The sequence below is a fragment of the Streptomyces sp. NPDC048506 genome (genome assembly GCF_040651315.1).
Taxonomy (GTDB): Bacteria; Actinomycetota; Actinomycetes; order Streptomycetales; family Streptomycetaceae; genus Streptomyces.
Map to the genome: position 1 here is coordinate 97,392 of NZ_JBEZIX010000031.1, position 24,025 is coordinate 121,416.

Genomic DNA, 24,025 nt, shown 5'->3' on the forward strand with positions numbered 1-24,025 from the left:
GCACATACGTGCACGCATACGACCCCTCCTCCCGCGCCCCGTACTCCCACCCGATTCCCGGCATGCGTTCGTCGCACGAACACGGGCCGACGCACACCACCGACCGCGGTTCGGCGACGCCGATCTACGACGCGCTGTACGCCGAGTACCGCCGCTCCTTCCGGGCCCTGCCCGGGGACCGCACGGACGAGCCGGAGACCCCTGAGGTACTGCGCGGGAGCTGGGGCCGCACGACGGCGTCCACCGGCCACTGGGAGGTCGTCGGCCGCCAGCCGTACCACGCCCGGGGCCCCCTCCCCGCCCTTCCCCCAGCCCAACAGGACGGCCGCCCCCGCAACCGCTGAGCGCCGGACGGACGCCTCCAGGGCACGGCACCCCCACAACCCCCTGCGGACCAGCGAGAACTACCGGGCGTAGTTCTCACTGGTCCGCAGGGTGTGCACGGCAGGGCAGCGGGCCGGGACCGCCCCATGGTGGGCGGGTGCCGCCCCAAAGGCCGCCCTCGTAGTCGTGTTCCTCGGTGATCGCCAGGGCCGACCCTGGGGTGGGCGAGCCGGCTCCGTCATCCGACGGCAGCCTGCCGCACCGCCTCACGCACCGCGCTCCACGGCGATGATCCAGGAGGATCCCATGCGCGCTTTACGCACCTACGTCACGGCCGTCACCGCGGCCGCCCTGCTCGCCGGTTCCGGCACGGCGATGGCCGCACCGACGCCGGGCAGCGGCCCGGCGGGCCGCCCGGCCGCGTCCCCCACAGCCGTCAGCCGCTTCGACGACGGCAGCTTCGAGACCCCCGCGGTGGAGCCGCACGCGTTCCGCACCGTCTCGGCCGGGCAGTCCATCGGCCCCTGGAAGGTCACCGGCGGAACGGTCGACCTGATCGGCACCGGATACTGGCAGGCGGCCGAGGGGGACCAGTCCGTGGACCTCAACGGCATGGAGCCGGGAGCGGTGGCCCAGACCTTCGCCACCACCCCCGGGACCTCGTACACGGTGACGTACTCGCTCTCCGGCAATCCCCAACTCGGCCACGTCCCGGCCGTGAAGACCGGCAAGGTCCTCATCGACGGGCAGAACGTCCAGGACTTCTCCTTCGACGTCAGCGGCACGACCGAAGCGGAAATGGGCTACGTGCGGCGGCAGTTGACCTTCGTGGCCCGCGGCACGTCCATGACGCTGGGGTTCGCCAGCACCACCGCCCACAGTGCGACCGGACCGGTCGTCGACGACGTCACGGTCGAGCGCTGCCGCACCTCCTGCTGCACCTGTTGACGACCGGGGACACCGGGCACCGTGAGGTCCCGGTTCAGGAGGGGACGGGATCCGCATGACCGTCAGGGAGAAGTTCACGCTCGGCGACCTGGGTTCGGTGGAGTCGAGTCCGTACGCGGTGCGGGCCGCGTTCGCCGAGCTGTACGGCGAGGAGCCGGACGGGATCGCCGTCAACGACGAGACCTACTTCGCGGCGGTCCGGCCTCCGATCACCGTGACCTACGGGCACCCCTGCCTGAAGCGACTGGGGGAGTTCAGCTACCACCAGGCGGACGAGGGCAGCGACCGCTCGGTCGTCATCGGCGAGAACGTCGCGCTCAACAACAGTGACCAGCCCGCGAAGATCGAGATCCGATTGGAGGGGCGCTATACGAACTCCGTCACCGTGTCGAGCTCCGTCGAGGCCGGGGTCGCCCTCTCGACGGAGATCGGGATCGAGGGGGCCTTCAAGGTCGGCGGGCAGTTCAGCGTCACGACGACCCTGGGCAAGGAGACCAGGACGGAGAACACCCTGGTGACCACGTCCGCGGTCACCGTCGACGTGCCGCCGCACAGCAGGAAGCCGGTCCGGATGGTGGCGCTGATGAAGGAGGAGACCGTCGACTTCTCCGTGCCCCTCCAGGTCGCCGGTCATTTCGGGGCCAACTGGAGCCGCCCGGTGAACGGCCACTACTTCTGGTTCGAGCCGGTCGGCAAGCTGCTGCCACGGACCGACGGCCTGGCCAAGGGGACCGTCCGGGGCGTCCACAAGATGCAGGTCCAGACCGAGATCGGCGCGGCCCAACCGCTGTGACGGGTCCCTCGCGCGGGGGCGGGCACCGCGGGTGCCCGCCCCCGTCGCGTCCTCGGTGGTCGGCCCGGACACGTCGCCCGACGGGTCGGTCCCCCGTCCGGCACCCCCTCGACGTCCCGAAGCGGTACGGGGTGGGGGTATGGTCGGGGGCGGCCATCGGCTCGGTCGGGCGTCAACACCCGACCGAGCCGAAAAACGACCACCAGGCAAGGGGACAGCGATGATCGGTGTGCAGTCGCGCGGGCGGGCCGTTGCCCGGCTGCTCGCGGTGTGCGCGCTGCTGGTCGGACTGTTCCTCATGCACGGTGCCCCGGCCACCGCCGCCGACGGCTGCCACGGCGCCGTCCCGGCGCCCGCACCCGCGCACGGCGGGCACACCGCGCACGGCGACCACGCCGCCGCGATGGCCCCGATGGCCCCGATGGCCACCCCAAGCTCCCCGCACGCCGTCCACCAGGCCGCCTCCGGGGCACCCGGCACCCAGTGCGTGGCCACCACGGTCCGCGACCGGATCCCGCTGCCGGACGTGCCGCTCCTGGCCGTCGTGGCCCTCGCGGGCCCGTCCGCACGGGCGCTGATCGGGCGGCGCGTGACCGCCGGGGAGACCGGGCGGCGCGGGCCTCCGGGCGGTGGGCGTGACCTCCTCATGCGGGTGTGCATCGCGCGGACGTGACGGGCCCCTCGCCCGAGCCCGACGTACGGGCCTCGGGCCATGTGCCCTGCTCACCCGCGCACCGGTGCGGTGCGCCCACCCGAAGGCTTCACTCCTCATGTCGTTCACTTCTCGATCCCCCCTGCGCCGTCGCGGTCTGGCCGCGGCAGGTACGGCAGCCGTCCTCGCGCTGACGCTGGCCGCCTGCGGCGCGTCGAAGGACCCGTCCGACGCGTCGTCCATGCCGGGCATGCACCACGGCTCCGCGTCGTCGCCGTCGGCCTCGGCGACCGGTACGCCGGGAATGGACCACGACTCGATGCCGGGCATGGACCACGGCGGCTCCGGCGACGGTCTGGCCGACGCCAAGGACGGCTACCGGCTGACCTCCGACGTCGACCAGCTCCCCGCGGACAAGGCCGGCGGCTACCGGTTCCGGATCACCGGCCCGAACGGCAAACCGGTCACCGGCTTCGCCGTCGACCAGACGAAGCGGATGCACTTCTACGCGATCCGCTCGGACCTGACCGGCTTCCAGCACCTCCACCCCACCATGGCCGGCGACGGCACCTGGACCGCCCCCCTCTCCCCGCAGAAGCCCGGCTCCTGGCGGATGTTCGCCTCCTTCACCCCGGACAGCGGGCCGGGCCGGGGCAAGGGCCTGGTGCTCAGCCGCACCGTCACCGTCCCCGGTGAGAGCAAGCGGTCCCCGCTCCCGGCGGCCACCACCAGCACCGAGGTCGACGGCTACACCGTCCGCGTCAAGGGTGCGCCGATGGCCGGTATGGCCCACCCGTTGACCGTCAGCGTCAGCAAGGGCGGCAAGCCGGTCACCGACCTCCAGCCCTACCTGGACACCTACGCCCATCTGACCGCCTTCCACGAAGGCGACCAGGCGTTCGCCCACCTCCACCCGGAGACCGAGGTGAACGGTGACCACGGCGGGCCGAACCTGTCCTTCCACGCCGAGCTGCCCAAGCCGGGCAACTGGCGGATGTTCCTCCAGTTCCGGACCGACGGAACGCTCCACACTGCCGCGCTGACCCTGCGCGTCGGCTGACGGACGCGGCCGGCCGGGGCGGCGCCGCGGTGTGCCGCCCCGGTCACCGGGCCATCGATCTGACGACGTGTCAGCAGGTGGTCCGCGTGACCCGCCACAGACGGGGGGTAGATCGCCCTCCTCGAAGGCGTGCACGTCATGCCCCGCCGAAGTGCCCCGCCCCGGCTGCTTCTTCGCTACTTCTTCTTGGTGCGCTTCTCGCGCACCCGCACCGAGATGTGGATCGGCGTCCCGTCGAAACCGAACTCCTCGCGCAGGCGCCGCTCGATGAAGCGGCGGTAGCCGGCCTCCAGGAAGCCGGAGGCGAAGAGGACGAAGCGCGGGGGCTTGGTGCCGGCCTGGGTGCCGAAGAGGATGCGGGGCTGCTTGCCGCCGCGGATCGGGTGCGGGTGGGAGGCCACGATCTCGCCGAGGAAGGCGTTCAGCCGTCCGGTGGGGATGCGGGTCTCCCAGCCGGCCAGCGCGGTCTCGATCGCCGGGACCAGCTTCTCCATGTGGCGGCCGGTGCGCGCGGAGACGTTCACCCGCATCGCCCACGGGACCTGGACGAGGTCCCGCTCGATCTCCCGCTCCAGGTAGAAGCGGCGCTCCTCGTCGAGGGTGTCCCACTTGTTGTACGCGATGACCAGGGCGCGTCCGGCCTCCACGGCCATGGTGATGATCCGCTGGTCCTGGACGCTGATGGACTCCCCGGCGTCGATCAGGACGACCGCGACCTCGGCCTTCTCCACGGCCGCGGCGGTGCGCAGCGAGGCGTAGTAGTCGGCGCCCTCCTGGAGGTGCACCCGGCGGCGGATACCGGCGGTGTCCACGAACTTCCAGGTCTTTCCGCCCAGTTCGATCATCTCGTCGACCGGGTCGCGGGTGGTGCCGGCCAGTTCGTTGACCACCACCCGTTCCTCGCCGGCGACCTTGTTCAGCAGCGAGGACTTGCCGACGTTGGGGCGGCCGATCAGTGCGATCCGGCGGGGCCCGCCGACGGTGGCGCCGAAGGTCTGCGCGGGCGCCTCGGGCAGCGCCTCCAGCGCGGCGTCGAGCATGTCGCCGGTGCCGCGGCCGTGCAGTGCGGAGATCGGGTGCGGCTCGCCGAGGCCCAGCGACCACAGCATGGCGGCGTCGGCCTCGCCCGACGGTCCGTCGACCTTGTTGGCGACCAGCACCACGGGCTTGCCGGCGCGGCGCAGCAGCTTGACGACGGCCTCGTCGGTGTCCGTCGCGCCGACCTTGGCGTCGACGACGAAGACGACCGCGTCCGCGGCCTCGATGGCGAACTCGGCCTGCATGGCGACGGATGCGTCGATGCCGAGCACGTCCTGCTCCCAGCCACCGGTGTCGACGACCTTGAAGCGGCGGCCGTTCCAGTCGGCCTCGTAGGTGACCCGGTCGCGGGTCACACCGGGCCGGTCCTCGACGACCGCCTCACGGCGGCCGATGATGCGGTTCACCAGCGTCGACTTGCCGACGTTGGGGCGGCCGATGACGGCGAGGACGGGCAGCGGGCCGTGGCCGGCCGCGGCGATGTCACCCTCGACCTCCTCCAGGTCGAAGCCCTCCTGCGCGGCGAGCTCCATGAACTCCGCGTACTCGGCGTCGCCAAGCGCACCGTGCTCGTCGCCGGTGGGGATCTGGTCGTTCATGAAGTCCGTTCCTCACGCATTCAAGGTGCGGCTCGTGCCGCGTGGTCGTGATCGGTGGACCGCTCGTCCCGCGGTCCACTCCTCAAGTGTCGGTCAGCGCCCGGTCAGGCGCCTGGCCTCGGCCAGGTGGGCGGTCAGCCGCTCCTGGATCCGTACCGTCGCCTCGTCGAGCGCCTTGCGGGTGCGCCGCCCACTGCCGTCGCCCGCCTGGAAGGCGTCGCCGAAGACGACGTCGATGCGGGCGCGCAGCGGCGGCACGGCGCGGGTCAGCCGGCTGTGCCGGTCCTTGCCGCCGAGGACCGCCACCGGCACGACGGGGGCACCGGAGCGCACCGCGAAGTACGCCAGGCCCGCCCGCAGCGAGGCGAAGTCGCCCTCGCCGCGGGTGCCTTCCGGGAAGATCCCCAGCACCCCGCCGCGCTCCAGCACGCCGAGCGCGTCGGTGATCGCCCTGCGGTCGGTGGAGTCGCGGTCCACCTTCAGCTGCCCGATGCCCCGCAGGAACGGGTCCAGCGGGCCGACGAAGGCTTCCTTCTTGATCAGGAAGTGCACCGGCCGCGGCGCGGTGCCCATCAGCATCGGGCCGTCGATGCCGTGCGAGTGGTTGATGGCGAGGATCACCGGCCCGGTGGACGGCACCCGCCAGGCGCCCAGCACCCGCGGCCGCCACAGCCCGTACATCAGGCCGATGCCGATCCGCCGGCCGACCGCGGCGCCCTTGGCGCTGGGGAGGCCGGAGCCCTGCCCGGCCGCGGCCGGGGTCGGCGTCCTGCCGGGGTCGGTCACCGGGCGAGTCCCGCCTTTTCGGCGCTCACGCCCTCGATGAGGGTGACCACGCACTCGATGACCTGCTCCAGCGTCAGCTCGGTGGTGTCCACCTCGACCGCGTCGTCCGCCTTGGCCAGCGGGGAGGTCTTGCGGGAGGAGTCGGCGGCGTCCCGCTTGATCAGCGCCTCGCGGGTGGCGGCCAGATCGGTCGCCTGGAGGTCCTTGCCCTTGAGCTCGCCGCTGCGGCGGGCCGCCCGGGCCTCGGGGGAGGCGGTGAGGAAGATCTTGAGGTCGGCGTCGGGCAGGACCGTGATGCCGATGTCCCGACCCTCGACGACGATGCCGCGCGGCGCCGCCGCGGCGATGGAGCGCTGGAGGTCGGTGATCAGGGCCCGCACCTCGGGGACCGCGCTGACGGCGCTGACCGCGGCGGTGACCTCCTGGGTGCGGATCGGGCCCACGGCGTCGAGGCCGTCGACCGTGATGGTGGGGGCGGCCGGGTCGGTGCCGGAGACGATCACGGGCTTGGCGGCGGCGTCGGCCACCGCGGCGGCGTCCTGGACGTCGATGCCGTTGTTCAGCATCCACCACGTGATCGCGCGGTACTGGGCGCCGGTGTCGAGGTAGCCGAGGCCCAGCTTGGCGGCGACGGCCTTGGACGTGCTGGACTTGCCCGTGCCTGCGGGGCCGTCGATGGCGACAATCACTGCAGCCGGGGCGGTCCGAGCGGCGGTTTCCACGGTGACGAACACCTTTCTTGTACACGGGGCGGTGGTCCAAGGGCCATGAGGGCCTCGCACAAGGTTACTGGCTCACCCGCACGGCGCCGTCCACGGTCTCACTGACGGATCGACCACCCCCGCTCCCGCAGCTCCGCGGTCAGCCCCGGCACCGCCTGCGGCTCGACCATGAGCTGGATGAAGCCCGCCTGCTGACCGGTGGCGTGCTCGATGCGGACGTCCTCGATGTTGACCCCGGCGCGGCCGGCGTCGGCGAAGATCCGGGCCAGCTCGCCGGGCTGGTCGCCGATGTAGACCGCGACGATCTCGTACGAGGCCGGGGCGGCGCCGTGCTTGCCGGGGACCCGCTCGCGGCCGGCGTTGCCCCGGCGCAGGACGTCCTCGATACCGCCGGCCCCGACGCCGCGCTTGTCCTCGTCGGCGGACTCCAGGGCGCGCAGGGACCGTACGGTCTCGTCCAGATCGGCGGCGATCTCGGACAGCACGTCGGCGACCGGGCCGGGGTTGGCGGAGAGGATGTCGATCCACATCCGCGGGTCGGAGGCCGCGATCCGCGTCACATCGCGGATGCCCTGGCCGCAGAGGCGCACCGCGGTCTCGTCGGCGCCCTTCAGGCGGGCGGCGACCAGGCTGGAGAGCAGCTGCGGGGTGTGCGAGACCAGGGCGACGGCGCGGTCGTGGGCGTCCGCGTCCATCACCACCGGGACGGCCCGGCAGAGCGCCACCAGCTCCAGGGCGAGGTTGAGCACCTCGGTGTCGCCGTTGGCGGCCGGGGTCAGCACCCAGGGGCGGCCCTCGAAGAGGTCCGCGGTGGCGGCCAGCGGGCCGGAGCGCTCCTTGCCGGCCATCGGGTGCGTGCCGAGGTAGCCGGTCAGATCGCAGCCCATCGCCTCCAGCTCGCGGCGCGGACCGCCCTTGACGCTGGCGACGTCGATGTACGCCCGGGCCGCGCCGCGCCGTATGGCGCCGGCCAGCGCCGCCGCGACATGGGCCGGCGGCACGGCCACGACGGCCAGGTCGACCGGCCCCGGGGGCGGCTCGGCGACGCCCGCGCCGAGCGCGGCGGCGGTCAGCGCCTGGGCCTGGTCGTGGTCCTCCAGGAACACCTGCACGCCCCGCGCGTGGAGCGCCAGCGCGACCGAGGTGCCGATCAGGCCCGTTCCGATGACGAGTGCGGTCCTCACTGCGCGATGTCCTTTCGCAGCGCGGCGGCGGCGCCGAGGTAGACGTGGGCGATCCCGGACTTGGACAGGCCGGTCTCGACGTGGGCGAGCACCCGCACCACGCGCTCCATGGCGCCGGTGACCGCCAGCTCCTGGGCGCAGATCAGCGGGACGTCCGTGATGCCCAGGGCGCGCGCGGCGGCCGCCGGGAAGTCGCTGTGCAGGTCCGGGGTGGCGGTGAACCACACGCTGATCAGGTCGTCCGCGAGCAGCCCGTTGCGCTCCAGGATGGCGGTGAGCAGCTCGCTGACCTGCTCCTGCATGTGCTCCGCGTCGTCCCGCTCCAGCTGGACGGCCCCGCGGACCGCTCGTACCGCCACGTCACTGCTCCCCTTGCGTTGGTGCCGCGTCACGCTCCTGTGCACGCACTGCTCAGCGTAACCAGCGGCACTGACATTCCGTACGCGACGGGTCACCGCGCCAGGAGCCGGCACGGCGGTCCGCGCGTCCGGCGACCGGCCGCGCACCGAGGGTGATCATGGCCCGGCGGTACGGCGCGCCCCGGCCGCCGCCTTGGATCCCCCCGCCCAAACCTGGTGACAGCCACCCTCCCCACCAGCCACAATCGCCGCCATGTCGGAAGCCACGGGTCACTTTCTGGTCGCCGAGCACACCGTCTACGCCTGTGTGATGGGCTCGCGCGCCTTCGGGCTGGCGACGGAGCACAGCGACACCGACCGGCGCGGGGTCTACCTGGCCCCGACCCGGCTCTTCTGGGGCTTCGAGAAGCCGCCGACGCATGTGGAGGGGCCGCGCGAGGAGGAGTTCTCCTGGGAGCTGGAACGTTTCTGCCAGCTGGCGCTGCGCGCCAACCCCACCGTCCTGGAGTGTCTGCACTCCCCCCTCGTGGAGCGCGTCGACGCCACCGGCCGGGAACTGCTCGCGCTGCGCGACGCCTTCCTGTCCCGACAGATCCACCGCACCTTCACGGGCTACGCCACCGGCCAGCTCCGGCAGCTCCGGGCCGATCTGCGGCGGCGCGGCGCGCCCCGCTGGAAGCAGGCCATGCACCTGCTGCGCCTGCTGACCTGCTCGCGTGATCTGCTGCGCACGGGGCTGCTCACGCTGGACGTCGGCGCCGAGCGGGAGCGGTTGCTGGCGGTCCGGCGCGGCGAGGTGGCCTGGGACGTGGTCGAGCGGCGGATGGCGCGGCTGTCCGAGGAGGCCGAGGCGGCGGTGTCCGGCTCACCGCTGCCGGCCGAGCCGGACCGGGCCCGGGTGGCGGACTTCCTGTTCCGGGCCCGGCAGGCGTCAGCGCTCGGCCGCTGAGGAGACGAGCGGGCGCCCGGTCGACGGGACTGGTGGGACGGGTCGGGCCACCGGCCCGGCCAGCCGGGCCCGCACGATCAGGTCGTGCAACGCGTCCCGGCCGCCGGGGGCGTCCGGCAGGGCGGTGGCGGCGTGGGCGGCGTCCAGCCGGGCGTGCAGCGCCTCGACGTCGGCACGCAGCCGCGCCGGCTCCACCACCGCACCGACCGGGCCGTGTTCGGCCTCCTCCTTGGCCGCGATCAGCTCCGTCACGTAGGGCGGCGCGGCCAACTCGCCCACCAGGGTCGGCAGATGGGCCTGGAGGTGACCGCCGGCCATCAGGTGGATGCCGGTGAGCAGCACCCGCAGCGTGTAGAGCAGCGGTTTCAGCTCGCCGGTCTTCTCGAACAGCCGCCACTGGGTGGTGGCGAAGCCGCGGTAGTGGTGGGCGTGGTGGGCGGTGAGCAGGTCCGGGGCGAGCGCGATCAGCTCCTGGTGCACGTCGGTGGTGTGCACGACCAGGGGGGAGAGCAGCTGCTCCAGTACGTAGCCGTTGCGGCGCAGCAGCAGCCGTGCGAACTTCCGCAGGTCGTGCGAGACCAGGTCCAGCTCGACGCGGTCGCGGTCCCACATCCGGGTCCGGGTCTCCTCCGGTTCGTCGAGCCCGACGAGCGCGGCCGCCGGCAGCAGGTGGGCGCCGCGCAGGTCGACGTCGGAGTCGCGGGACGGGAAGCCGTACAGATGCGCCCCGGAGACCGTCGCGAAGACCAGCGGATCGTCCTGTTCCGCGACCACGGCGCCCAGATCGACGGCGGGCAGCCCGGCCGCCCGGAGGACGGCGTCCCGCCCCGTGGCCACCGTGTGCTCGGGCATCTCAGGGTTCTCAGACATCCCAGGCCTCCCCCAACGCCAGCAGCTCGTCGCGGTACTCGATACGGTCGGCCCACTCCTCGGGCCAGGCACCGGCGCCCAGGCGGGCGCCCGCGAAGGCGCCGGTGAGGCAGGCGATCGAGTCGGAGTCGCCGGAGGTGCAGGCGGCCCGGCGCAGCGCGGTGAGCGGCTCGTCGGGGAAGAGCAGGAAGCACAGCAGGCCGGTGGCCAGCGCCTCCTCCGCGATCCAGCCGGCGCCGGTGGCCAGGCACGGGTCGACCTCCCGGTCCGGCGCGGCGAGCGCGGCGTCGAGCCGGTCCAGGACGCCGAGGCACTCGTCCCAGCCGCGGGCGATGAAGGACACCGGGGACGGGTCGTGACTGCGTCGCCAGAGGTCGCCGAGCCAGTCCTCCCGGTAGACGGTGCGCTGGCCGTGGGCGTACGCATGGAGCATGCCGGGCAGCTCGGCGGGGCGGGCGCCGTCGGCGAGGACCCGCACGGCGTGGGCGGTCAGCTCGCTGGCGGCGAGCGCGGTGGGGTGCCCATGGGTCAGCGCGGACTGCAACTGGGCCGCACCGCCCCGCTGCTGCGGACTCAGTCCCGGCACCAGCCCGAGGGGAGCGACCCGCATATTGGCGCCGCAGCCCTTCGACCCGATCTGGCTCGCCTCGGCCCACGGCCGGTCCTCGTCGCTGAGCACCTGGCAGGCGCGCAGGCAGGTGCCGCCCGGGGCCCGGTTGTTGTCGGGCGAACGCCACCAGTCGACGTACTCCGCGCGCACCGGGCCGACCAGGCTCTGCGCCGACAGTTCGCCGTGCTCCATGGCCGTTCGCAGCCCGCGCCCGAGCGCCAGTGTCATCTGGGTGTCGTCGGTGACGAAGGCGGGATCGGGCAGCGCCATCCGCCGCCACGGCCCGCACTTGGCGAGGATCGCCGGTACGTCGTTGAACTCGGTGGGAAAGCCGAGCGCGTCGCCGAGCGCCAGACCGATGAGCGCGCCGGTCGCGGCGGACCTCGTTGCCCCCGTGGACCCCATGAAAAACCACCCCTTAATCGTCATGATGACGTTAAGGGGTGGCGGTACCGCGCCGCAAGACCGTTTTCGAGGGTCCGGCAGACCGATTTCAGGGTTCGGAGACCGTTTTCGGGGTCCCCCAGACCGGTCTCGGGGTCCAGCAGACCGATTCCGGCGGCCCGGCCTCCGCTTCCCCCGCTCCCCTTCCGCTCGTCCCCTCCGCTTTCCCCTCTTTTCCCCTCCGCCCACCCCCCTTCGGGGGGTGGGCGGGTACAGGACGGCAAGCGGGTACAGGACAGCAATAGGACGGAACGAAGCAGACGGGCACAGAAAGCCCCCGGTGCGGTGCCCTACAGCTCCACCTCGCGCATCAGCATGCCGACCTCCGTGTTGGTCATCCGGCGCAGCCAGCCCGACTTCTGGTCGCCCAGCGAGATCGGGCCGAAGGCCGTGCGCACCAGCTTGTCGACCGGGAAGCCGGCCTCGGCGAGCATCCGCCGCACGATGTGCTTGCGGCCCTCGTGGAGGCTCACCTCGACCAGGTAGTTCTTGCCGGTGTTCTCGACGACCCGGAAGTGGTCGGCGCGGGCGTAGCCGTCCTCCAGCTGGATGCCGTCCTTCAGCCGCTTGCCCAGGTCGCGCGGGAGCGGGCCCTGGATCGCGGCGAGGTAGGTCTTCTTGACGCCGTAGCGCGGGTGCGTCAGACGGTGGGCCAGCTCGCCGTGGTTGGTGAGCAGGATGATGCCCTCGGTCTCGGTGTCCAGCCGGCCGACGTGGAACAGCCGCGTCTCCCGGTTGGTGACGTAGTCGCCCAGGCACTGGCGGCCGTCCGGGTCCTCCATCGTGGAGACGACGCCGGCCGGCTTGTTGAGGGCGAAGAACAGGTACGACTGAGTGGCGACCGTCAGACCGTCGACCTTGATCTCGTCCTTCTCCGGGTCGACCCGGACGCCCTGCTCCGTGACGATCCGGCCGTTGACCTCGACCCGTGCCTGCTCGATCAGCTCCTCGCAGGCCCGCCGTGAGCCCATACCGGCCCTGGCCAGCACCTTCTGGAGCCGCTCGCCCTCCTGCTCGCCGAACGTCTTGGGCGTCTTGACCTGCGGCTTGTTGTGCCGGGCGCGGTTGCGCTCCTCGATCTGCGCGTCGTACTCACGGGGCCGCGCGGGCGCCTGGCCACGGCCGCGCTGCGGGCCGCCGCCCTTGCCGCCCGAACGCCCCGCCGGGGCACCGGCACCCGTACGGGGACCGCCCTTGGCGCCGCCGCGGGCCGCCGCGCCCCGGCTTCCGCCGCCCTTGCGCTCATCCCGGGCACCGCCGGGGCCGCCCTGACCGCCCACGTCGTAGCGGCGCTCCTCGGGACGGGGGCGGCCGGCGCGCTGCTGCTTCTCGTCCTTCTTTCCCCCAGCCTTCGGCTGGGAGCTGCCCCCACCCGCGCCGCGGAAGTTGCCGCGCCCGCTGTCCCTGCTGTTCCTGCCGCTGCTTCGCATCAATGATCCGTCTGAGAGTCGCCGCTGTCGTCTACGTCGAACGACGGGATACCTTCCGCGGAGTCCCCCTCGACCGCCTCCGCCTCCGGGAGGAACGGTGCGAGCTCAGGGAGCTCGTCCAGGCCGCGCAGACCCATCCGCTCCAGAAAGTAGTTCGTCGTCCTGTACAGGATCGCACCTGTTTCAGGTTCCGTCCCCACCTCCTCCACCAGGCCGCGCTGGAGAAGCGTGCGCATCACGCCGTCACAGTTCACACCGCGCACGGCCGAGACGCGGGAACGGCTGACCGGCTGACGGTACGCGACCACGGCCAGAGTCTCCAATGCGGCCTGGGTGAGCCGGGCCTGCTGGCCGTCCAGGACGAAGCCCTCCACCGCGTCCGCGTAGGCGGCGCGGGAGAAGAAGCGCCAGCCGCCGGCCACCAGACGAAGGTCGAAACCGCGGCCCTGGCGCGTGTAGTCGTCGGACAGCTCGCGCAAGGCCAGCGCGACCGCGCGCCGGGGCCGCTGCAACACCCTGGCCAGGTGCTCCTCGGTCGCCGGCTCGTCGACGACCATGAGGACGGCCTCCAGCGCGGGCTTCAGCTCCAGCTCGGCGACGCCCAGCGCCCCGGCCGGCGCCTCGGGGCGCTCCCCCGGGCCGCCGCCGTCCGCGCCGGCCTCCGTGATGTCGTACGCCTCGGCGGTGCCACCGCTCTCGGCGGTCCCCTGCGTCCCGCCACCGGCCGCGCCGTTCATCCCTGCTCCTCTTCAGCTCGCTCGCCCTGTTCCGCCCCGGCGGCGGCCCGCTCCCCCGGCTCCTGGTCGAACTCGTCCGTCACCACCGGTTCCGCCCCCGCCGCGCCCGTCCAGTGGACCGTCAGCGCGCCGAGAGCCTCCTCCTGGTCCAGTGCCACCACCCGCTCCCGGTAGAGCTCCAGGAGGGCCAGGAAGCGCGCCACGACGGTGAGGGTGTCCGGGGCGTCCGCGACCAGCTCCTGGAAGGTGCTCCGGCCCGCCTCCCGCAGCCGTGCCATCACCACCTCGGCCTGCTCCCGCACGCTCACCAACGGGGCGTGGATGTGGTCGACGTAGACCTGTGGCCTGGCCTTGGGCTGCATCGCCTTCACCGCGAGTCCGGCGAAGCCCTCCGCCCCCATGGTGATGACGACCTCGGGCAGCAGCTCGGCGTGGTGCGGCTCCAGCCCGACGGTACGGGGGTAGCGCCGCGCCTCCGCGGCCAGCCGGTCGCTGAAGATGTCCGCGATGCGCTTGTAGGCGCGGTACTGGAGCAGCCGGGCGAAGAGCAGATCGCGGGCCTCCAGGAGGGCGAGGTCCGCCTCGTCCTCCACCTCCGCCGCGGGCAGCAGTCGAGCCGCCTTCAGGTCCAGCAGCGTTGCCGCGACGACCAGGAACTCGGTGGTCTGGTCCAGGTCCCAGTCCGGCCCCATGGCCCGGATGTGAGCCATGAATTCGTCGGTCACCTTGGACAGCGCGACTTCGGTGACGTCCAGCTTGTGCTTGGAGATCAACTGGAGCAGCAGGTCGAAGGGCCCCTCGAAGTTGTCGAGGCGGAGGGTGAACTTTCCGTCGCCGCCTTCCCGGGAGGCCTCCGCGGGGCCGTCGTCCACCACCAGGGCCTCGCCGGTGGCCGGCGGCGTATCGACGGTCGGAGGCGCTTCGGCGATCGGGGACTCGTCCGCCGTCGGGGGCGCTTCGGCGATCGGGGACTCGTCCGCCGTCGGGGGCGCTTCGGCGATCGGGGGCACTTCGGTGGTCTGCGGTCGGTCCGCCGCCTCGGGCCCAGCGGGCTCGACCGGCTCCATCGGAGCCTCCGGCAGCGCCGTCGCCGGCGCCGCCGGTTCCGCCGTCCCCGCGCCCGGCCCGCGCCCGAGTCGTCTACGGGCGCGGGGCGCGGGGGCGTCGTCGTTGGTCGTCGGCATCGCGGTCCAGGGTGCTGCGGTCCCGTGCCGGGGGCGACGGGCTGGTCACGGGCGGAACACCCGCCGAAGAAGCAGGCTATCCCGTACGCGCCCGGGAGACGCTCCAGGCCGCGCGGCGGTGCGACAGGGGCTCAGCGCCCGCGCAGGCGCCGTACGAGGATGCTGGCGTCACCGCGCGACTCCAGGTCGGCGAGGACGACCGCGACCGCCTCGCGGACGATCCGGCCGCGGTCGACCGCCAGGCCGTGTTCGCCGCGCAGCACCAGGCGCGCGTGCTCCAGGTCCATGAGCTCCTCGGCGGAGACATAGACGGTGATCTTCTCGTCGTGTCGTTCCCGGCCGCTGGGGCGGCGGTTGGCGCCGCGCGCGCCACGGCGGCGGCCCTGGCCGCCCACCTGCGCGGTGGTCGCGGCGGCCTCCGACGCGGCCTTGGCGGGTTCTGCGCGAGCGGCCTTGCCGCCGTCGCCGTCCTGCTCGCGCCCGCCGTGCTCGGCCGGCGCCGTGACCGCGGGCACCCGGGGCGGCGTGGCCGGTCCGCCGTCTCCGGCCGCCGCCGGGGTGTCCGGGCCGCCGCCCGGTCGCCGTTGCCGGGCGACGGCGGTCGCCTCCGGAGCCTCCGGGTCCGGATCGGGCTCACCGCCCGGCGCGGGCACCCGCGGAGCCTCGCCGGCCGCGGCCGCCGAACCGTTCGTCGCGCGACGGGGGCTGGAGGGCTGAAGGCCCACTCCCCCGGTGGTGCGGAACAGTTCGTCGGCTCCCGGCAGACTCACTCGGCGTGACACCGGGCGAGCACCTCCCTGGCGAGCTGGCGATAGGCGGCGGCACCGACGGAGTTGGAGGCGTACGTGGTGATCGGCTCGCCCGCGACGGTGGTCTCCGGGAAGCGGACCGTACGGCCGATGACGGTGTGGTAGACGTGGTCGTCGAAGGCCTCCACGACGCGCGCCAGCACTTCACGGCTGTGCACGGTACGAGAGTCGTACATCGTCGCCAGGATGCCGTCCAGCTCCAGGTCGGGGTTGAGCCGCTCCTGGACTTTCTCGATCGTCTCGGTCAGCAGCGCGACGCCGCGCAGCGCGAAGAACTCGCACTCCAGCGGCACGATGACCTTGTGAGCCGCCGTCAGGGCGTTGACCGTGAGCAGGCCGAGGGACGGCTGGCAGTCGATGACGATGTAGTCGTAGTCGGCCAGCAGCGGCTTCAGGGCGCGCTGGAGGGTCGACTCGCGGGCGACCTCGCTGACCAACTGCACCTCTGCCGCCGACAAGTCGATATTGCTGGGCAGCAGGTCCATGTTGGGGACCGCGGTCTTCAGGAGCACCTCGTCGGCCGACATGCCCCGCTCCATGAGCAGGTTGTAGACCGTCAGGTCGAGCTCCATGGGGTTGACGCCGAGCCCGACCGACAGGGCGCCCTGCGGGTCGAAGTCGACGAGCAGCACCCGTCGTCCGTATTCGGCGAGTGCCGCACCCAGGTTGATGGTCGAGGTGGTCTTGCCGACCCCGCCCTTCTGGTTGCACATCGCAATGATCTTGGCCGGGCCGTGCTCCGACAGCGGTCCCGGAATGGGGAAGTAAGGGAGCGGGCGTCCGGTCGGGCCGACGCGTTCGCGGCGCTGGCGCGCGGCGTCCGGCGCGAGCGTCGCGGCGTACTCGGGGTCCGGCTCGTACTCCGCATCCGGATCGTAGAAGTGCCCCTCGGGCAGGTCGTCGTAGTCGGCGAGACGGGCGGGTTCTCCACTGCCCCGGTCGCCGGCCATGGCGTTCACGTGATGGCCGTCCATACTCTGGTGGGCTGTCGAGGAAATGCTCTGGTGCGTTGCGAAGGTGCGGACCGCGACGGAGCCGACAGCCTCTAGCCCCGAGGGGCCCTGGCCCCGTGCAATCGCTCCTGGGTGACCGCCTCCGGGAGAAAATGTCGACTCATTCACAAGTCGTCTTACCTCCTTGGACGTGACCAGGAAACTTTATCGATAGGTCAGCGTGGCACCATGCCGACGGTTGGCGACTCTATGGCGTGTCGGGCGTCCGCAGCAACACAATCCACCGGACCCGGCACGATGTGTCGGTAACCGGACCCCTGGATGTCAAGAGCGCAGGACACATCGCCGCGTTGTTTCGGGGGGACACGAATCGGTTAAAGGGTTACGTTCACGGCGAGTTGAGAGACGGCGTTCCGGAACGGCGCGCACCAGGGGTCGCACACGCGACCGGCCGGGCCCTGTTGCCAAGGCCCGGCCGGATGTGCAGCGTTGACGCCGCTCGTTGACGCCTCAGCCGAGGAGGGTGCGCAGTTCGACGCACTCCAGGCCGTGGGCCTCGGCGACGGACGGGTAGACGACCTTGCCGTCGTGCGTGTTCAGGCCCTTCGCCAGCGCCGGGTCACGGCGCAGCGCCTCGACCCAGCCGCGGTTCGCCAGCTCCACGATGTAGGGCAGCGTGGCGTTGGTGAGCGCGTAGGTGGAGGTGTTCGGCACCGCGCCGGGCATGTTGGCGACGCAGTAGAAGACCGAGTTGTGGACCTCGAAGGTCGGCTCGGCGTGCGTGGTGGGACGGGAGTCCTCGAAGCAGCCGCCCTGGTCGATGGCGATGTCGACAAGGACACTTCCGGGCTTCATCTTGGCGACGAGCTCGTTGGTGACCAGCTTGGGGGCCTTGGCACCGGGGATCAGGACGGCACCGACGACGAGGTCGGCCTCGACGACGGCCTTCTCCAGCTCGTAGGCGTTGGAGACGATCGTCTGCACCTTGGTGCCGAAGATCTTGTCGGCCTCGCGGAGCTTGTTGATGTCCCTGTCGAGCAGGGTGACGTGGAAGCCGAGCCCCACGGCGATCTGCACCGCGTTCCAGCCGGAGACGCCGCCGCCGATGACGACGGCCTTGCCCGCGGCGACACCGGGGACGCCACCGGGCAGCACACCCCGGCCGCCGGCCTGACGCATCAGGTGGTACGCGCCGACCTGCGGGGCGATCCGGCCCGCGACCTCGGACATCGGGGCGAGCAGCGGCAGCGCGCGGCCGGCCGTCTCGACGGTCTCGTAGGCGATGGCGGTGGTGCCGGACGCCAGGAGCGCGTCGGTGCACTCCTTGGAGGCGGCCAGGTGCAGGTAGGTGAAGAGCGTCTGGTCCTTGCGGAGGCGGTGGTACTCCTCGGCAATCGGCTCCTTGACCTTGAGCAGCAGGTCAGCGGTGCCCCAGACCTCGTCAGCGGTGTCCAGGATGGTGGCACCGGCGGAGACGTACTCCTCGTTCGTGATGGACGAGCCGAGACCGGCGTCCTTCTCGATGAAGACCTGGTGTCCGTGGCGGACGAGTTCGTTGACTCCGGCGGGCGTGATGGCCACGCGGAACTCGTTGTTCTTGACCTCGCGGGGGATGCCGACCTTCACGTCGATCACGGTCCTTGAAAGAGAGGGTGCAGGAGGAATTATCCCCTCATGCGATGCATGACGGAACTGACCGCGCCGTACGCGGCCCAGCCAGTCTATTGAAGGACCCGTTCTTGTCTAGCCTTGCAAAGCATTAATTTCTGCCAGACCCACCATCGATTTCGTAGGTCAGTCGGAGTGATCTTCGAGGAGGCGTTCCCCCACGTCACGGTGCAGCCGTGCCGCTGCTGGGTCGCCGAGCCGTTCGAGGGTGTCCGCAATCCGCAGTTGGAGCTCCGCTTGCAGCCGTCCGTCCTCCGCCTTCCGGGCCACGTCGAGGGCCTCCAGGCAGGTCCGCAGGGCCTCCTCGGGCCGTCCCGCACACTCCTGGACCCGGGCCACCTCGCCCGCCGCCCGGGCCTGGCCGGCCGGGTCGCCGAGCCTGCGGTACGTCCTGGCCGCCGCCCGCCACTCCTTCAGCGCCCCCTCCCAGCGGCCCGCACCGGCCTGTGCCGCGCCGATCCGACCGTGCAGCCGCGCCGCGTCCGCCCGCTCCCCACGGGCCAGCCGCAGCTCCAGCGCCCGCCCGTACCAGTCGGCGGCCCGCTGCCAGTCGCCCAGCTCGGCGTAGGTGGCGCCCAGCGACTCCAGCGCCCGGCCGGTGGCCACCGGGTCCTTGACCGCGCGGGCCGCCTCCAGCGCGCCCCGGTACCGGGTGGCCGCCTGCGCGGTCCGCCCGGCCTGGACGTCCAGGTCCGCGAGGTTCAGCAGGGCGGCGGCCCTCTCCCGCGACAGTCCGCGCCGTTCGGCCACCTTGAGGAGGAGTCCGTGCAGCCCGTAGAGGTCCGGCGCGGCGGCCGCGGCGCCCTCGTGCACCAGCAGCGTCCGGGTCAGGGCGGACATCAACCGCCGGTCCAGGGTGTCGAGTTCGCCGTCCGCCACCGCGACGGCGGCGGCGTCGAGCAGCGCGCCGCGCCGGGTCCGCAGCCAGTACGCGGCGGCGGCCCGGGAGCAGAAGCGCAGCGAACGCGGCAGTCCGGCGACCTTCCGCCGGGCGGGCGAGTCGGCCGGCTCGCCCATCGCCCGGCACGACTGGAGCAGCCGCACGGTGCGCTCCAGCATCCGGGCCCGGGCCAGCTGGAGGTCGGCCGACCGCTCGTGCTCCTGGAGCAGCTCGCCGGCGAGCGGGGCGAGGCAGCCGGGGACGCGGTACTGGGGGTACAGCGCGGCGTCGGGCAGCCGGACGCCGGGGCCCGCCCCGTCCTCGACGGCCACCGACCGCAGCAGGCCGAGCGCGGTGAAGTCGTCCAGCGCCGTGGCGGCCGCGGCCACCGAACAGCCGGCCAGCGCGGAGGCGAGCTGCGCGTCCACGAGGCCGGCCGGGGCCAGGGTGATCAGCCGCAGTATCCGGGCGGCGAGCGGCGGCAGCGCCGCATGGGCGAGGTGGAAGGCGCGGAACAGCGGGCGGGCGCCGCTGGGCAGGTCCGCGGGGAGCGGGACGGCTTGCAGCGCCTGACGCAGATCGGCGACCGAGGACTTGGGCCGGGCGGCGAGCCAGGCGCCGGCCAGGATCAGCGCGGCCGGCTGCCCGCCGCACTCCTCGGCGACGCTGTCGGCGGTCCGCGGATCGACGGTGATCCGGGTCGGCCCCGCGTAGCGGCTGAGGATCTCGACGCAGGCCGGGCCGTCCAGGCCGCCCAGGACGCACGGCCGGACGTCCGGGATGCCGGTCAGCGGGCCCTGGGAGACCACCACGACCAGGCAGTCGGGGGCGTCCGGGAGCAGCGGTTCGACCGCGTCCGCGCCCGGGGCGTCGTCCAGGAAGAGCAGGGCGCGGCGCCCGGCGAGCGCGGCGCGCAGCCGCTCGGCCGCCTCGTCCTCACCGGCTCCCGGCGGCACCCGTTCGCCCAGGGCGGCCAGCAGACCGCGGGCGGTGCGGCCGGTGTCGGCCGGCTCACCGCCGGGCCCGGTCAGCGCGGCCCGCAGCACCCCGTCCGGGTAGCTGCCGGCCAGCTGGCGCAGCAGCTCCTCGGCCAGGACGGTGCGGCCGGAGCCGGGTCGGCCGGCGATCAGCAGCACCCGGCTGCGGGCGCCCTTGCGGCCGGAGAGGGTGTCCAGGCCGGCTCGGGCGATGTCGGCGTGCAGCTCCTTGATCTCACGGCGGCGTCCGGCGAAACCGGCGGTGACCGGGCGGGCGGCGGCACCGTCCGCGCCGGAGCCCGGTGCCCGCCGACCGGGCGCCGCCGGGGCGGGCACGTCCACCGTCCCGGGCGGGAGATGCCCCCCGCCCACCGCCTGGTCCGTCACCGGTCACGCTCCCGTCCAGCTGCCCGCACGAGCCCGCCGCGAGTGCGTACGGGATCGCCGTCGAGCGTAGTTCACGGCCCGTCACGTCCCGTACGGAGCACGGCGGTTGGATCACTCGATCGGATCGGCGGACCGTCCGACCGGTACCGTGGCGGGCCGCGGCGAAAGCCGGCGGTCAGGCCTGGAAGGGGCGGGCCGGCCAGGGCGCATCGGCCGGCCGCAGCGCGTCCAGGCCGTCGCCGCGCTGCGCCGCGGTGAGCGCCAGCACACCCACCACCAGGCAGTTGTTGTGCAGTTCACCGGCGAGCACGCCGCGCACCAGCTCGTCCTGCTCGACCCGGGCCAGCTCCATGTCGGCCTCCTCCTCGGAGACCTCGAACCGCTCCCCCTCGGCCTCGGACAGCTCACGGGCCAGGAAGATCCGCACCGCCTCGTCGCAGCCGCCCGGCGTGGTGTAGACGTCGGTCAGCACCCGCCAGTCCTCGGCCTTGACGTGCGCCTCCTCGTACAGCTCGCGCTGCGCGGCGTGCAGCGGGTTCTCACCGGGGACGTCCAGCAGCCCGGCGGGGATCTCCCAGAGCTTCTGGCGCACGGGGTGGCGGTACTGCCGCAGCACCAGCACCCGGCCCTCGGCGTCCAGTGCGAGCACCGCCACGGAACCCGGGTGGACCTGGTAGTCCCGGGTGACGGTGGCGCCGTCCGGCATCACCACCTCGTCGGTGCGCACGCTGGTCTTGTTCCCGGTGAACGGCGTCGTGGTCGCGGTGACCGTCCACTCCTCCGGGGTGTCCTTGATCGCCATGGCGCGACGTCCTCCCTGTGTGTGCATGAGCGTCGACCGACGCAGAAACCGGGGCACGGCTCGCAGAACGAGTCCGTACCCCGGCAACCGTATCCGGCGTGGTGCGGCCTACTTCGCCGAGCCCGCCTTGGCGGAACCCGCCGCGGCAGCACCCGTCGTGGCGCCCTTCTTACGCGCCGATTCCTGCCGCTGCACGGCCGCCTTCACCAGCCCGGCGAAGAGCGGGTGCGGGCGGGTCGGGCGGGAGCGCAGCTCCGGGTGGGCCTGGGTGGCGACGAGGTAGGGGTGGGTCTCGCGCGGGTACTCGACGTACTCCACGAGCTTGTTGTCCGGGGAGGTGCCGGAGAACTGGAGCCCGGCCTTCTTCTCCAGCTCACCGCGGTAGGAGTTGTTGACCTCGTAGCGGTGGCGGTGGCGCTCCTCGACGTAGGCCTGGTCGCCGTAGACCTCACGGACGATGGAGCCCTCGGCGAGCTTGGCGGGGTACATGCCCAGCCGCATCGTGCCGCCCATATCGCCCTCACCTGCGACGATGTCCAGCTGCTCGGCCATCGTGGAGATGACCGGGTGGGCGGCGGCCGGGTCGAACTCGGTGGAGTTGGCGCCCTCGATGCCGGCCAGGTTGCGGGCCGCCTCGATGACCACGCACTGGAGGCCCAGGCACAGGCCCAGCAGCGGGACCTTGTTCTCCCGGGCGTAGGTGATCGCGCCGACCTTGCCGTCCACACCGCGGTCGCCGAAGCCACCGGGGATGCAGATCGCGTCGCAGTCGGAGAGCTGGGCGGCGGCGCCGGCCGGGGTCTTGCAGTCGTCGGAGGTGACCCACTTGAGCTTCACCCGGGTCTTGTTCGCGAAACCGCCGGCCCGCAGCGCCTCGGTGACCGACAGGTAGGCGTCGGGCAGGTCGATGTACTTGCCGACCAGCGCGATCTTGACCTCGTGGTCGGGGTTGTGGACGCGGTCCAGCAGATCCGCCCACTGGGTCCAGTCCACGTCGCGGAACGGCAGGTCCAGCTTGCGCACGACATAGGCGTCCAGGCCCTCGGCGTGCAGGACCTTGGGGATGTCGTAGATCGAGGGGGCGTCGATGGCGGCGACCACCGCGGCCTCGTCGACGTCGCACATCAGCGAGATCTTGCGCTTGATGGCGGTGGGCACCTCGCGGTCGGCGCGCAGCACGATCGCGTCCGGCTGGATACCGATGTTGCGGAGCGCGGCGACCGAGTGCTGGGTCGGCTTGGTCTTCAGCTCACCGGACGGGCCGATGTAGGGGAGCAGCGAGATGTGCACGACGAAGACGTTGTCCCGGCCCACCTCGTGGCGGACCTGGCGGACGGTCTCCAGGAACGGCAGCGACTCGATGTCACCGACGGTGCCACCGACCTCGGTGATCACGACGTCGACGTCCTCGGTCGCCATCCGCCGGATGCGGTGCTTGATCTCGTTGGTGATGTGCGGGATGACCTGCACCGTGTCGCCGAGGTACTCACCGCGGCGCTCCTTGGCGATCACGGTGTTGTAGACCTGGCCGGTGGTGACGTTCGCCGAGCCGTCGAGGTCGACGTCGAGGAACCGCTCGTAGTGGCCGATGTCCAGGTCGGTCTCGGCTCCGTCGTTGGTGACGAAGACCTCGCCGTGCTGGAACGGGTTCATCGTTCCCGGGTCGACGTTCAGGTACGGGTCGAGCTTCTGCATCGTGACCCGCAGGCCCCGCGCCTTCAGGAGGGCACCCAGGCTGGAGGCGGTGAGCCCCTTGCCGAGCGAGGAGGCGACGCCCCCGGTGACGAAGAGGTGCTTGGTCGTCGAGGATTTGGGCGGCATGGCCAAGAGGGGGCTCCCGTGGTCGCGAGGTGGAGAGGTGCGAGGCGCCGTCCCGGTTGTCAGGGGTGCCGTCGCTGCGGTTCGGGGGTGCCGTGACTACTGCTGGGTCCCACCGGTCCACGGGGTACCAGGCTATCAGCGCCGGGGCATGGTCGCTCCCGGCCACACACCGGAAGCTTGCACGGCAGCTCCGCCGTGACCGTGCGTGACGGCTCGGCGTGACAGTGTCACGTGACGGAGGCCACCCGTTCGGAGCACTTCAGTCGTCGCGAGCGTCGCGCGGATCACCCGCGTGCGTCGTATCCTGCTCGGACACTCGCAACGAGCCGTCCGGGAAGGCACCACCCCCGCCCGATTTCCGGTCCCGCTGCTCGGCGACGTTTCATGGGCAGGACGGACCGATTCACAACGTCCCATGGGGGGCGTGACTCCAGTTCGACGGGAGACGCACGTGGCCGGGCGCATCGAGGACTACGCCCTTATCGGCGATATGCAAACCGCCGCTCTAGTGTGCAGGGACGGGACGGTCGACTGGCTGTGCCTGCCCCGCTTCGACTCGCCGGCGGTCTTTGCAGGGCTGCTGGGCACAGAGGAGCACGGTTTCTGGCGGATCGGGCCGGCGGGCGGCTCCGGGCCGCAGCCGGCCGACCGCCGGCGCTACCGGGGCGATTCACTCGTCCTGGAATCCGAGTGGGACACTCCGCGCGGTACCGTCCGGGTGATCGACTTCATGCCGCCGCGTGACGGCGCGCCGCAGGTGATCCGCGTCGTGGAGGGCGTCAGCGGGCGCGTCCCGATGCGTTCGGAGCTGCGGATGCGGTTCGCGTACGGCTGGGTGGTCCCCTGGGTGCACAAGATCGACGGCCGGACCGTCGCGGTCGCCGGCCCCGACTCGGTGTGGCTGGACACCGATGCGGAGACCTACGGCAAGGACCTGACGACGTTCTCCGACTTCACCGTCTCGCCGGGCGAGCGGATCGCGTTCACGATCAGCTGGCAGCCCTCGCACCACCAGCCGCCGGCCCTGCCGGACCCGGAG

Annotated in this window: 23 protein-coding genes; 7 read left to right on the top strand and 16 right to left on the bottom strand. The window is 72.5% G+C overall.

The window, feature by feature from the left end:
* The first annotated feature begins 62 nt into the window (after positions 1-62).
* From AB0C96_RS24955 to AB0C96_RS24975, 5 genes are all read left to right on the top strand, one after another.
* Entirely contained in the window at positions 63-344 is a 282-nt protein-coding gene (locus tag AB0C96_RS24955; protein WP_362919951.1) for a hypothetical protein, read from the top strand.
* A gap of 286 nt (positions 345-630) precedes the next feature.
* Entirely contained in the window at positions 631-1,272 is a 642-nt protein-coding gene (locus AB0C96_RS24960; RefSeq protein ID WP_362919952.1) for a choice-of-anchor C family protein, read from the top strand.
* Positions 1,273-1,327: 55 nt separating this feature from the next.
* A complete protein-coding gene (locus tag AB0C96_RS24965; RefSeq protein WP_362919953.1) occupies positions 1,328-2,065 on the top strand; it encodes an ETX/MTX2 family pore-forming toxin in 738 nt (245 codons plus the stop codon).
* Between the two features lie 220 nt (positions 2,066-2,285).
* Positions 2,286-2,738, top strand: a complete 453-nt coding sequence (locus AB0C96_RS24970; protein WP_362919954.1) for a hypothetical protein — start codon at positions 2,286-2,288, stop codon at positions 2,736-2,738.
* 97 nt (positions 2,739-2,835) lie between these two features.
* Complete coding sequence (locus AB0C96_RS24975) at positions 2,836-3,777, top strand: hypothetical protein (protein ID WP_362919955.1); 942 nt, start codon at positions 2,836-2,838, stop codon at positions 3,775-3,777.
* A gap of 176 nt (positions 3,778-3,953) precedes the next feature.
* Here the strand turns inward: AB0C96_RS24975 and der are convergent, their stop codons facing one another.
* The 5 genes from der to aroH all read right to left on the bottom strand — a co-directional run bounded on the left by der (position 3,954) and on the right by aroH (position 8,465).
* Complete coding sequence (gene der / locus AB0C96_RS24980) at positions 3,954-5,414, bottom strand: ribosome biogenesis GTPase Der (RefSeq protein WP_362919957.1); 1,461 nt, start codon at positions 5,412-5,414, stop codon at positions 3,954-3,956.
* A 93-nt stretch (positions 5,415-5,507) separates the two neighbouring features.
* A complete protein-coding gene (locus tag AB0C96_RS24985; RefSeq protein WP_362919991.1) occupies positions 5,508-6,095 on the bottom strand; it encodes a lysophospholipid acyltransferase family protein in 588 nt (195 codons plus the stop codon).
* 101 nt (positions 6,096-6,196) lie between these two features.
* A complete protein-coding gene (gene cmk / locus AB0C96_RS24990; RefSeq protein ID WP_362919959.1) occupies positions 6,197-6,934 on the bottom strand; it encodes a (d)CMP kinase in 738 nt (245 codons plus the stop codon).
* Between the two features lie 86 nt (positions 6,935-7,020).
* A complete protein-coding gene (locus AB0C96_RS24995; protein ID WP_362919961.1) occupies positions 7,021-8,106 on the bottom strand; it encodes a prephenate dehydrogenase in 1,086 nt (361 codons plus the stop codon).
* Positions 8,103-8,465, bottom strand: coding sequence for a chorismate mutase (aroH, locus tag AB0C96_RS25000; RefSeq protein WP_362919963.1), 363 nt, complete (start codon positions 8,463-8,465; stop codon positions 8,103-8,105). Before aroH ends, AB0C96_RS24995 begins: the two co-directional genes overlap by 4 nt.
* A 253-nt stretch (positions 8,466-8,718) precedes the next feature.
* Here aroH and AB0C96_RS25005 point away from each other — a divergent pair, with 253 nt between their 5' ends.
* A complete protein-coding gene (locus AB0C96_RS25005; protein WP_362919965.1) occupies positions 8,719-9,414 on the top strand; it encodes a nucleotidyltransferase domain-containing protein in 696 nt (231 codons plus the stop codon).
* On the opposite strand, the gene AB0C96_RS25010 is transcribed toward AB0C96_RS25005, so the two are convergent.
* The 11 genes from AB0C96_RS25010 to AB0C96_RS25060 all read right to left on the bottom strand — a co-directional run bounded on the left by AB0C96_RS25010 (position 9,397) and on the right by AB0C96_RS25060 (position 22,986).
* The gene (locus AB0C96_RS25010; protein WP_362919967.1) at positions 9,397-10,284 is read right to left on the bottom strand and encodes a nucleotidyltransferase domain-containing protein; all 888 of its coding nucleotides are present in this window, start codon (positions 10,282-10,284) and stop codon (positions 9,397-9,399) included. The genes AB0C96_RS25005 and AB0C96_RS25010 overlap by 18 nt on opposite strands.
* Complete coding sequence (locus AB0C96_RS25015) at positions 10,277-11,299, bottom strand: ADP-ribosylglycohydrolase family protein (RefSeq protein WP_362919969.1); 1,023 nt, start codon at positions 11,297-11,299, stop codon at positions 10,277-10,279. Before AB0C96_RS25015 ends, AB0C96_RS25010 begins: the two co-directional genes overlap by 8 nt.
* Positions 11,300-11,628: 329 nt before the next feature.
* Positions 11,629-12,768, bottom strand: a complete 1,140-nt coding sequence (locus tag AB0C96_RS25020) for a pseudouridine synthase (RefSeq protein WP_362919971.1) — start codon at positions 12,766-12,768, stop codon at positions 11,629-11,631.
* Complete coding sequence (gene scpB, locus AB0C96_RS25025) at positions 12,768-13,505, bottom strand: SMC-Scp complex subunit ScpB (RefSeq protein WP_362919972.1); 738 nt, start codon at positions 13,503-13,505, stop codon at positions 12,768-12,770. The genes AB0C96_RS25020 and scpB overlap by 1 nt, the downstream gene beginning before the upstream one ends.
* Positions 13,502-14,689: a segregation/condensation protein A gene (locus tag AB0C96_RS25030; RefSeq protein ID WP_362919973.1), complete on the bottom strand. Its 1,188-nt coding sequence runs from the start codon at positions 14,687-14,689 to the stop codon at positions 13,502-13,504. The genes scpB and AB0C96_RS25030 overlap by 4 nt, the downstream gene beginning before the upstream one ends.
* A gap of 131 nt (positions 14,690-14,820) precedes the next feature.
* Positions 14,821-15,471 (bottom strand): hypothetical protein, encoded by a 651-nt coding sequence (locus tag AB0C96_RS25035; protein ID WP_362919975.1) that lies wholly within the window; start codon positions 15,469-15,471, stop codon positions 14,821-14,823.
* Positions 15,456-16,619, bottom strand: a complete 1,164-nt coding sequence (locus AB0C96_RS25040; RefSeq protein ID WP_362919977.1) for a ParA family protein — start codon at positions 16,617-16,619, stop codon at positions 15,456-15,458. Before AB0C96_RS25040 ends, AB0C96_RS25035 begins: the two co-directional genes overlap by 16 nt.
* A gap of 342 nt (positions 16,620-16,961) precedes the next feature.
* Complete coding sequence (gene ald, locus AB0C96_RS25045) at positions 16,962-18,077, bottom strand: alanine dehydrogenase (RefSeq protein ID WP_362919993.1); 1,116 nt, start codon at positions 18,075-18,077, stop codon at positions 16,962-16,964.
* A gap of 168 nt (positions 18,078-18,245) precedes the next feature.
* On the bottom strand, positions 18,246-20,363 hold the full coding sequence (locus tag AB0C96_RS25050) for a tetratricopeptide repeat protein (RefSeq protein WP_362919978.1): 2,118 nt from the start codon (positions 20,361-20,363) through the stop codon (positions 18,246-18,248).
* Between the two features lie 175 nt (positions 20,364-20,538).
* Positions 20,539-21,165, bottom strand: coding sequence for an NUDIX hydrolase (locus AB0C96_RS25055; RefSeq protein ID WP_362919980.1), 627 nt, complete (start codon positions 21,163-21,165; stop codon positions 20,539-20,541).
* A gap of 108 nt (positions 21,166-21,273) precedes the next feature.
* Positions 21,274-22,986, bottom strand: a complete 1,713-nt coding sequence (locus AB0C96_RS25060) for a CTP synthase (RefSeq protein ID WP_362919982.1) — start codon at positions 22,984-22,986, stop codon at positions 21,274-21,276.
* A 451-nt stretch (positions 22,987-23,437) separates the two neighbouring features.
* Here AB0C96_RS25060 and AB0C96_RS25065 point away from each other — a divergent pair.
* The coding region (locus tag AB0C96_RS25065; protein WP_362919995.1) for a trehalase-like domain-containing protein at positions 23,438-24,025 on the top strand (588 nt) is incomplete at its 3' end.